This window comes from Rhizobacter sp. (genome assembly GCF_031412075.1).
Lineage (GTDB): Bacteria > Pseudomonadota > Gammaproteobacteria > Burkholderiales > Burkholderiaceae_C > Rhizobacter.
In genome coordinates, this window is sequence record NZ_JANOCG010000305.1 from 1 (window position 1) to 9,212 (window position 9,212).

Annotated in this window: 9 protein-coding genes and 1 pseudogene; 7 read left to right on the top strand and 3 right to left on the bottom strand. The window is 68.4% G+C overall.

The genetic code is table 11. The annotated features are described in order from the left end of the window. The 5 genes and pseudogenes from RMO40_RS11145 to RMO40_RS11165 all read left to right on the top strand — a co-directional run. Positions 1-145 (top strand): annotated as a pseudogene (locus tag RMO40_RS11145) (ABC transporter ATP-binding protein); the annotation flags it as partial. After that, a complete protein-coding gene (locus RMO40_RS11150) occupies positions 145-1,962 on the top strand; it encodes an acyl-CoA dehydrogenase family protein (protein WP_309720661.1) in 1,818 nt (605 codons plus the stop codon). The pseudogene RMO40_RS11145 and the gene RMO40_RS11150, both read left to right, overlap by 1 nt. After that, the gene (locus tag RMO40_RS11155; protein ID WP_309720664.1) at positions 1,959-2,456 is read left to right on the top strand and encodes a MarR family transcriptional regulator; all 498 of its coding nucleotides are present in this window, start codon (positions 1,959-1,961) and stop codon (positions 2,454-2,456) included. The genes RMO40_RS11150 and RMO40_RS11155 overlap by 4 nt, the downstream gene beginning before the upstream one ends. Before the next feature lie 291 nt (positions 2,457-2,747). Then, positions 2,748-4,268, top strand: coding sequence for an alpha/beta hydrolase domain-containing protein (locus RMO40_RS11160; RefSeq protein WP_309720667.1), 1,521 nt, complete (start codon positions 2,748-2,750; stop codon positions 4,266-4,268). 101 nt (positions 4,269-4,369) lie between these two features. After that, the gene (locus RMO40_RS11165; RefSeq protein WP_309720670.1) at positions 4,370-5,416 is read left to right on the top strand and encodes an aldo/keto reductase; all 1,047 of its coding nucleotides are present in this window, start codon (positions 4,370-4,372) and stop codon (positions 5,414-5,416) included. An 8-nt stretch (positions 5,417-5,424) separates the two neighbouring features. Here RMO40_RS11165 and RMO40_RS11170 read toward each other — a convergent pair whose 3' ends face one another. From RMO40_RS11170 to RMO40_RS11180, 3 genes are read right to left on the bottom strand one after another with little or no spacing between them, the layout of a single operon-like run. Further along, the gene (locus RMO40_RS11170; RefSeq protein ID WP_309720673.1) at positions 5,425-5,883 is read right to left on the bottom strand and encodes a PACE efflux transporter; all 459 of its coding nucleotides are present in this window, start codon (positions 5,881-5,883) and stop codon (positions 5,425-5,427) included. A gap of 2 nt (positions 5,884-5,885) precedes the next feature. Further along, entirely contained in the window at positions 5,886-6,632 is a 747-nt protein-coding gene (locus RMO40_RS11175) for an SDR family NAD(P)-dependent oxidoreductase (protein ID WP_309720676.1), read from the bottom strand. Between the two features lie 35 nt (positions 6,633-6,667). After that, positions 6,668-7,567 carry a LysR substrate-binding domain-containing protein gene (locus tag RMO40_RS11180; protein WP_309720682.1) on the bottom strand — a complete coding sequence of 300 codons (900 nt, stop codon included), beginning with the start codon at positions 7,565-7,567 and terminating at the stop codon, positions 6,668-6,670. 103 nt (positions 7,568-7,670) lie between these two features. On the opposite strand from RMO40_RS11180, the gene RMO40_RS11185 reads away from it, so the two are divergent. Together RMO40_RS11185 and RMO40_RS11190 are read left to right on the top strand one after the other, a co-directional pair. Beyond that, positions 7,671-8,765 carry a tartrate dehydrogenase gene (locus RMO40_RS11185; protein WP_309720679.1) on the top strand — a complete coding sequence of 365 codons (1,095 nt, stop codon included), beginning with the start codon at positions 7,671-7,673 and terminating at the stop codon, positions 8,763-8,765. Positions 8,766-8,828: 63 nt separating this feature from the next. Next, positions 8,829-9,212, top strand: a 384-nt coding sequence (locus RMO40_RS11190; RefSeq protein ID WP_489660142.1) for a dioxygenase family protein, incomplete at its 3' end; no start/stop codon positions are given.

Below are 9,212 nucleotides of genomic sequence, written 5' to 3' on the forward strand. Positions count from 1 at the left end.
AAACGCGCGCGCCGCGCTCGAAGTGGCCGACTACGGCTACGTGCTGGAAATGGGCGAGATCGCGCTCGAAGGCCCGGCCACCGAGCTCGCCAAAGACCCGCGCGTGATCGACACCTACCTCGGCGCTGCACGAAAGAAAACCTGATGTGGCACTACCAACCCCCGCTGCGCGACATCCGCTTCATCACCGAAGAGCTGCTCGACCTGCCCGCGCAATGGCCCAAGCTGCCCGCCTATGCCGAGCTCGATGTCGACACCGCCCGGCAGGTGATCGAAGAAGCCGGCAAGTTCGCTGCCGAGGTGCTCGCTCCGCTCAACGCCAGCGGTGACCTCGAAGGCTGCACGCTGCGCGATGGCGTGGTCACCACCCCGCGTGGTTACCGCGAGGCCTATCAAGCCTATGTGGCCGCCGGCTGGCCCGCGCTCGCCTGCGACCCGGCGGTGGGGGGCCAGGGCTTGCCGCATGCCATCAACGGTGTGTTGAACGAGATGCTCAACTCCACCAACCACGGCTGGAACATGTACCCCGCGTTGTTGCACGGTGCGTACGAGTGCCTGATGGCGCATGCCACGCCGGAGCTGAAAGAAGGCTACCTCGCCAAGATCGTCAGCGGCGAATGGCTCTCGACCATGTGCCTCACCGAAGCCCACGCGGGCTCCGATCTCGGCTTGCTCAAGACACGCGCCGAGCCACAGGCCGATGGCAGCTACCGCATTCGTGGCACCAAGATCTTCATCTCGGGCGGTGAGCACGACCTCACCGACAACATCGTGCACATGGTGCTGGCACGCATCACCGACGCCCCCTCGGGCACCAAGGGCATCTCGCTGTTTCTCGTCCCCAAGTTTTTACCGGGCGGCGAGCGCAACACCCTGCGCTGCGACGGCATCGAAAAGAAGATGGGCATCAAGGGCAGTGCCACGTGCGTGATGAGCTTCGAGGGCGCCACCGGCTGGCTGGTGGGCGAGCCCCACCGCGGCCTCGCGGCCATGTTCGCGATGATGAATGCGGCGCGCCTGCATGTGGGCCTGCAAGGGATCGGCCACTCGGAGAGCGCGTACCAGAACTCGCTGCGCTACGCGCTCGAACGCACGCAGATGCGCGCACCGCATTCCGTTCGGGCTGAGCCTGTCGAAGCCAGCGAGCGTCGCGGTGGAGGCACTTCGACCCTTCGACCGGGCTCAGGACAGGCAGGCTCAGTGCGAACGGACCTTGCCGACCCCATCGCCTTGCACCCCGCCATGCGCCACAAGCTGCTGCGCCAGCGCGCGTTGCTCGAAGGTGGCCGCCTGCTGGCGTATGAAAGCGCGCACCTGCTCGACGTGGCCGAGCAGCACCCCGACGTGGGCTCGCGCCACACCGCGCACGACCAGGTGTCGCTGCTCACGCCCATCCTCAAGGCCTTTCTCACCGACAACGCCTTGGCGGGCGCGCTGGCCGCGCAGCAAGTGTTTGGCGGCCACGGCTACATGCACGATTTCGGCGCCGAGCAGTGTGTGCGCGACTGCCGCATCTCGCTCATCTACGAAGGCACCAACGAGATCCAGGCGATCGACCTGCTGGTGCGCAAGGTGTTGCCCGATGGGGCGGCCAAGCTAAGCGCCTTGATCGCCCGCCTCGACGCCGAGCTGCCTGAAGGCGCGCTCTCAGCGCGCGCGCGGCAGGCCTTGTCGCAGTGGCGAGAGGCCACGCAAGAGATCGTGCAACTGGCCGCGAACGACGCCGAGCTGCCCTACCGCGTGGCCGACGACTACCTGCGACTGGCCGGCCTCACGCTGCTGGCGCAGGGCTGGGCGCGCGCCGATGTGGTGGCGGCTCGCGGCGACTCTGCTTTCCACCTGGCCAAGCATGAGACCGCCCGCTATTACTTCGACTTTGTGTGGCCCGAGGCGGGCCTGTGCGTGGCGCGCATCGGCGCAGGGCAAAATCCGTTGCCGCACCTGCACGCGCCCTCCGCATGACCGCCACCCAACTCGCCGACGACACCCTCGAACCCAAGGCCAGGCCTGCCGAGCTGGACCAGTCGCGCTTGACGCACCTGGTGGGCTACGCTGCCACCCGCGCCTCGGTGGAGCTGAAGAAGTCGTTCACCCAGCACATGGGGCCGCTGCAGCTGAAGGCGGTGGAGTTTTCGATCCTGGTGCTGGTGGCCTCGAACGAGCAGGTCAACCAGAAGCAGCTCGGCCAGGCGCTCGATGTGTCGCCGCCCAACCTGGCCGTCACGCTCGACCGCATGGTCGAACGCGGCTGGGTCGAGCGTGTGCGCAGCACCGAAGACCGCCGCTCGCAGATCGTGGTGTTGACCGCCAGTGGCGACAAGCTGGTGCAGCGCGCCGAGAAGATCGCCGCCACGATGGAGAGCGAGACGCTGCAGGTGCTGTCGGCGGCCGAGCGGCTGCTTTTGCTGGAGCTGCTGCTGAAAGTGGCCCGAGGCCGCCGCAGCCCACGCGGCTGACCCCACAGGCCCCCCGGGCCGCGCGCCAAAACGCCCCCCTGTCGACAAACTCGCGCCCCGCCGTCGCGCGGGCGCGCGTGCCTGCGCCTGCCTGCCCGGCTTGGCAAGCACCTGGGTGTCAGCCAGCGCATCAGGCATACCCGGATGGTGGGTCTGGGGTTGCCCTCCTATAAACGAAAACAAACGAGCAATAAAGAAAACGAAGCGGCGCTTGATTTGCGTAAAAACGCAATCAAGCGCGCAAATCGTGCCCCGGCGGAGGCCCCGCCATCCACCCAGGAGACAACACCCATGACCCCTCGCACTGCCCCTTTTTTGCGCTGGCTTCAACGCCTGTCGTTGTGCGCTGTGGCTCTCGTCGCGCCGCTGGCCGCCCACGCGGGCACACCGCTGCCCAGCATCACCGGGCCGATCCCGGTCACGGCCAGCTCCTACCCCTTCGGCGCAGCCGACCACACGCTGCGGCCCGAAAAGCTGAGCCGGCATGGGTATGTGGAAGAGGAGTTTTTCGCCAGCGGCAAGGCCAATGTCTACACCTGGCCCGCGCCCGGCCCGGCGGTGGTGCGCACGGCCGATGCGCCGTACACCACGCGTGTGCTGGTGCGCCGGCCTGCGCACGGCCACCGCTTCAGCGGCAGCGTGATCGTGGAGCTGCTGAACCCGTCGAACCTGTTTGACCTCAACATCGGCTGGGGCCTGTCGGGCGACCACTTCATGCGCAACGGCGACGTGTGGGTGGGCATCACGGTGAAACCGGTGTCGATGGTCACGCTGCAGACCTTCAACCCCACGCGCTACGCCGCACTGTCGCTGGCCAACCCGCTGCCGCTCACCGACCCGGCCAACTGCGCCACGGTGGCGGCCGACAGCTCGCGCAGCACCGAAAACGGCCTGGTGTGGGACATCTTCAGCCAGGTGGGTGCCTGGCTCAAGAGCCAGGACCGCAGCAACCCGCTGCGCTACGCCAAGGGCTTCAAGGTGCAGCAGCTCTACGGCTTTGGCTACTCGCAGACCGGCGGCTACCTCTACAACTACATCAACGCCATTCACCCGCTCGAAGTGCAACGCAACGGCGGGCCCACGTACGACGGCTATGTGGTGGCCGTGGCCGGTGGGGCCTTCGTTGGCGCAGTGCCGAACCAGTGCGAGCCCGCACCGCCGCTGGCCGACCCACGCCGGCAGTTCAACCACGTGGGTGTGCCCATCATCCACATCATGGCGCAGTCGGATTACCTGATCGGCATTGGCGCGCGCCGCCCTGACAGCGATGTGTTCAGCGACCGCTACCGCCACTACGAGATGGCCGGCGCCGGCCACGCCACGCCCGAGGAGCTGTACTCCGCCGCGGCACCGGCCGACATCATTGCCGGTGGCCGCAACGTGCCACCGCTCGCCTGCAACGAAGGCCCGCGCAGCCGCTTCCCGTCGGGCATCCACTTCAACGCGGTGTTCCAGAACCTCGACCTGTGGGTGCGCCGCGGCGTGCCGCCGCCGAACTCATCCCCCATCGAGGTGGTCAACGGTCAACCGGTGCTCGACCAGTTCGGCAACGTGGTCGGTGGCCTGCGTTCGCCGTATGTCGATGTGCCCACGAGCCGGTGGTCGGGCAGCTCGACCGGCGCGAGCTTCTGCTTCATCGCCGGCCACGAGGTGCCGTTGACCGATGCGGTGCTGCAGCAGCTCTACCGCAACGACCTCGACTACGACCTGCGCGTGGCCGCCAACGTGCGCCGCCTGCTGCGGGAGCGTTTTCTCACGGCGCCCGATGCTGCTCGGCTGCTGATCGAGGCGGTGAAGTTCGACGTGCCCTGAGCGGCGGGCGAAGCCTGGTGCGCGCGATACCCGCGGCGGCATCAGGCTTCATCTGCCCCCTCTATGCTGGCCGACCTCAGCGAAACAGACGGAGCCTTTCCATGCGCCACCACCCGCTCGGCCGCACCGGCCTCTTCGTGTCTGAACTGTGCCTCGGCACCATGACCTTCGGCGGCACCGACGAAACCCTGTGGGGGAAGATCGGCACGCTGCAGCAAAGCGAGGCCGAGCGCCTGGTCGGGCAGGCGGTGGACGCCGGCATCAACTTCATCGACACCGCCAACGTGTATGCCAACGGCGTGTCGGAGCAGATCACCGGCCAGGCGCTGAAGAACCTGAAGATCCCGCGTGAGAACGTGGTCGTGGCGACCAAGGTGTTCGGTGACATGGGCCGCGGCCCCAACGCGCGGGGCAACACGCGCAGCCACATTCTCGACAGCGTGAAGGCGAGCCTGGCGCGCCTGCAGCTCGAGCACATCGACCTGTACCAGATCCACGGCTTCGACCCGGCCACGCCGATCGAAGAGACCGTGCGTGCGCTCGACCAGCTGGTGCGCCACGGCCACGTGCGCTACGTCGGCGTGTCGAACTGGGCGGCCTGGCAGATCGTCAAGGCGCTGGGTGTTTCCGAGCGGTTGGGCCTGTCGCGGTTCGAGTCATTGCAGGCCTACTACACCGTGGCCGGCCGCGACCTGGAGCGCGAACTCATCCCCATGCTCAAGAGCGAAGGTGTGGGCCTGATGGTGTGGAGCCCGCTGGCCGGCGGGCTGCTGAGTGGCAAGTACGGGCGCGACCAGCCCGGCGAGCAGGGCAGCCGCCGCACCGGCTTCGACTTTCCGCCGGTGCACAAGGAGCGCGCCTGGAATTGCATCGACGTGATGCGCCCGATGGCCGAAGCCCGCGACGTGTCGGTGGCTCAGGTGGCCCTGGCCTGGCTGCTGCACCAGCCGCAGGTCACCAGCGTGATCGTGGGCGCCAAGCGGCCCGAGCAGCTGGCCGACAACCTGGCAGCGACCCAGGTCAAGCTGAGCGAAGAAGAGCTGGCCGCCATCCATGAGGTGAGCCGCCTGCCGGCCGAGTACCCGGGCTGGATGTTCGAGCGCCAGGGCGACATCCGGCGCAAGCAGCTGGCCGAGGGCCGGCGTTAGCAGCAAGCTCAGCCCGCCGCGGGCGGGCTCTGCGCCGACAAGGGCAGGCCGAACACGGCGTCGAAAGCCCAGTTGAAGGCAAAGGTGTAAACGAGGAAGAAGACCAGCAGGCCCAGGTCCATCACCAGCGCCTGCCACAGGCCCACGCCCAGCCACCACGCGATCAGCGGCACCAGCATCACCACCAGGCCGCCCTCGAAGCCCACGGCATGGGCGATGCGCCTTTTCAGGCTGCGCCCGGGCGTGGTCTGGCGCGCCTCCCAGCGCTCGAAGAGGCTGTTGAACACGCCATTCCAGGCGACCGCGACCACCGAGGTGGCCACCGCCAGCGCGCCGCTGTCGAACGCGCCCTTGCCCGACATCAGCATCAGCCCCGCGCTCGCCATCACGATGGCGATCAGCTCGTACAGGCCGATGTAGACGACGCGCCTCCAGGCGCCTTGCAATCTGGGGCGATGGGTGGGCATCGTCAGGCCGACCTGACGTCGGCCACCGGCTCGCGGCCGTAGTCGGCTCGCGCCAGCAGCGCCAGCACCTTGGTGGCGGCCTGCGCGGGGCTGTCGAGCTGGCCGCTGGACTTGAGCGCCAGAAAGCGCTCACGCTCGGGGAACAGCGCCGGGTCGGCACCGCGCAGCTGCGTCTGCATGTCGGTGTCGATCACACCTGGCGCCAGCGACACCACCCGCGCGCCATTCGGCTGCTCGGCTTCTTCGAGGGCGAGCGCACGCGCGAGGTGGTCCATGCCGGCCTTGGCGGCGCAGTACGAGGCACTGCCCGCCATCGCACGCCGGCCCAGGCCAGACGAGATCAGCAACACCTTGCGCGGCACCCTCCAGTTGGCCGTGGCGCGCAGGAAGGCGCTGGTCAGCAGCAGCGGGGCCTCCAGCCCCACACGCAAGGCGTTCGACAGGTCTTCTCCCGACACGCCCGACAAAGGCGCAAGCGTCGACACGACACCCGCATTGTTGATCAGCGTGGCCGAGGCCCAGCGCGCGGGCCCGGTGGCCGTCAACCACGCTTCGAGGTGGCGCGCAGCGGCGAGCGGCTCCGACAGGTCCTGCTCCCAGCTCAACAGCTCGGCGCCGGGCGGCACCGGCAGCTCGGTGCGCTGGCGAGAGATCGCGACGACACAATGCCCCTCAGCCAGCAACTGCTGGCATATGGCCAGCCCGAGGCCGCGCGAAGCGCCGGTGATGAGGGTGAGGTGGTTGGTCATGCCTCGAATGTAGCCACGGGCGCGCTTGCGCCGGCTCAACCCCGCTTGCGCCCGGGCTGGAACCACTGGACGAGAAACTCCACCGCCACGCGCAGCTTCGCCGAGCGCTCAAGCCGCACCGGGTAGACCGCCCAGACATTGGCCGGCTGGCGGCAGCCCGGCAACACCTGCACCAGCTTGCCCTGCGCCAGCAGGGACGCCACCTGCCACATCGATCGCAGCACGATGCCTCGCCCGTCGAGGGCCCAGCGCAAGGCCACCTCGCCGTTGTTGCTCGACAGCGGCCCCGACACCTTGAGCGCCTGCTCCCGGCCGTCGCATTGCAGTCGCCACACGCCGAACGGGTGGTCGCGTTCCTTGATCGCCAGGCAGTCGTGCCCCTTCAGGTCGTCCAGCGTTTGCGGCGTGCCGCGCTGCGACAGGTAAGCCGGTGCGGCGCACAGCACGCGGTGGTTGTCGGCCAGCCTGCGTGCGATCAGGTGCGGCGCAATCTCGTCGCCCACGCGCACGTCGAGGTCGAAGCCTTCGGCCGCCACGTCCACCAGCCGGTCGAACAGTTCGAGCCGCACCTGCAGCCTGGGGTGGCGCTGCGTGAGCGCGCTCAACGCCGGCGCCACCTGCTTGCGGCCGAAGCCGAAACTGCTGCTCACCCGCAGCGCGCCGCGCGGCTGCGCGTGGGTGCCGGCAACTTCCTGCAGAAGCTGGTCGACGTCGTCGAGGATGCGCTGCGCCCAACGGTAGGCACGCTCGCCGTCCTCGGTCAGCGCGACGCGGCGTGTGCTGCGGAGCAAGAGCCGCGTGCCGAGTTGCTCTTCGAGCACGCGCACGCGCTTGCTGACGTAGGCAGGCGAGGCCCCCAGGTCAAGCGCCGCCGCCGCGAAGCTCGACTTGAGCACCACGGCGGTGAAGACGCGCAGGTCGTCGTTGGAAGGTATCGGATTGACCACGAATCGTGCATCAAGGCTTTGCGAATCGACTCATTGTGCATGACCCAATCGCCACCTAAGCTCTCGGCACCGCAGCACAGGAGATGGCGACATGAGCAGCAGCTACCGCATTGCGTTGATTCCGGGCGACGGCATCGGCAAGGAGGTCGCACCCGAGGGCCTGCGTGTGCTCGAGGCCGCCGCCCGGCGCTTTGGCATCTCGCTGGAGGTGACCCCCATCGACTGGGCCAGTTGCGACTACCACCAGCAGCACGGCAGCATGATGCCGCCCGACTGGAAGGAGCAGCTCCAGCCGATGGACGCGATCTTTTTCGGTGCCGTGGGTTGGCCTGCGACGGTGCCCGACAACATCTCGTTGTGGGGCAGCCTGCTCAAGTTCAGGCGCGAGTTCGACCAGTACATCAACCTTCGCCCGGTGCGCCTGTTCGAGGGCGTGCCGTGCCCGCTGGTGGATGCCCAGGGGCGACAGCGCCAGCCCGGCGACATCGACTTCCTCATCGTGCGCGAGAACACCGAGGGCGAGTACACCAAGCTCGGCGGCATCATGTACGAAGGCACCGAGCGCGAGATCGTGATCCAGGAGTCGGTGTTCAGCCGCCACGGGACCGACCGGGTGCTCAGGTTCGCCTTCGATCTGGCTGCACAACGCCAGCGAAAGCACCTGACGGTGGCGACCAAGAGCAACGGCATCGCCATCAGCATGCCCTGGTGGGACGGCCGCGCCGACGCGGTGGCGCAAAGCTACCCGCAGATCACGGTCGACAAGCAGCACATCGACATCCTCACCGCGCGCTTCGTGCTGCAGCCGCAACGATTCGACGTGGTGGTCGCGAGCAACCTGTTCGGCGACATCTTGTCGGACCTTGGGCCCGCGTGCACCGGGACCATCGGACTCGCGCCGTCGGCAAACCTGAACCCGGAGCGCCGCTTCCCGTCGCTGTTCGAGCCGGTGCACGGCTCGGCGCCCGACATCTACGGCCAGAACATCGCCAACCCGGTCGCCATGATCTGGTCGGGCGCGCTGATGCTCGACTTCCTCGGGCGAGGCCAGGGCGCTGGCAAGGCGGCCCACGATGCGATCGTCAACGCCATCGAGAACGTGCTGCGCGAAGGCCCGCGCACGCGCGACCTCGGCGGCAGCGCCAGCACGACTGAGATGGGGAAGGCGATCGCCGCACTGATCTGAACCCCAGGGCTCGGCTTGGCGCGCCCCGGTGGAACCTCCGCCGCGGCGCACACTCTGAAAACCATGACGCTCACACCCCCTCGGTTCCCCGCCCGCCGGCAGTGCCTGCAAGCCCTGGCTGGCGGCGCGGCCACGCTGGCCCTGCCGTCACTCGCGTTCGCTGCCCTGCCCGCGATGACCGAAGGCCCGTTCTACCCCTCGCCCGCGTGGCGCGCCCGCGAGCTCGATTGGGACGCCGACCTGACCCGCGTCAACCGCGCCAAGGTGGCCGATGCGCCTCGCGCCGCCGGCGAGTGGCTCGACCTGGGCGGCAGCGTGGTTGATGGCAAGGGGCGTGTGGTCGATGGCGCCGAGATCGAGATCTGGCAGTGCGACGTGCACGGCAGCTACCGCCACCCGCGGGGTGCGGGCAACCAGGTCGACGCGGCCTTCCAGGGTTTTGGCGCC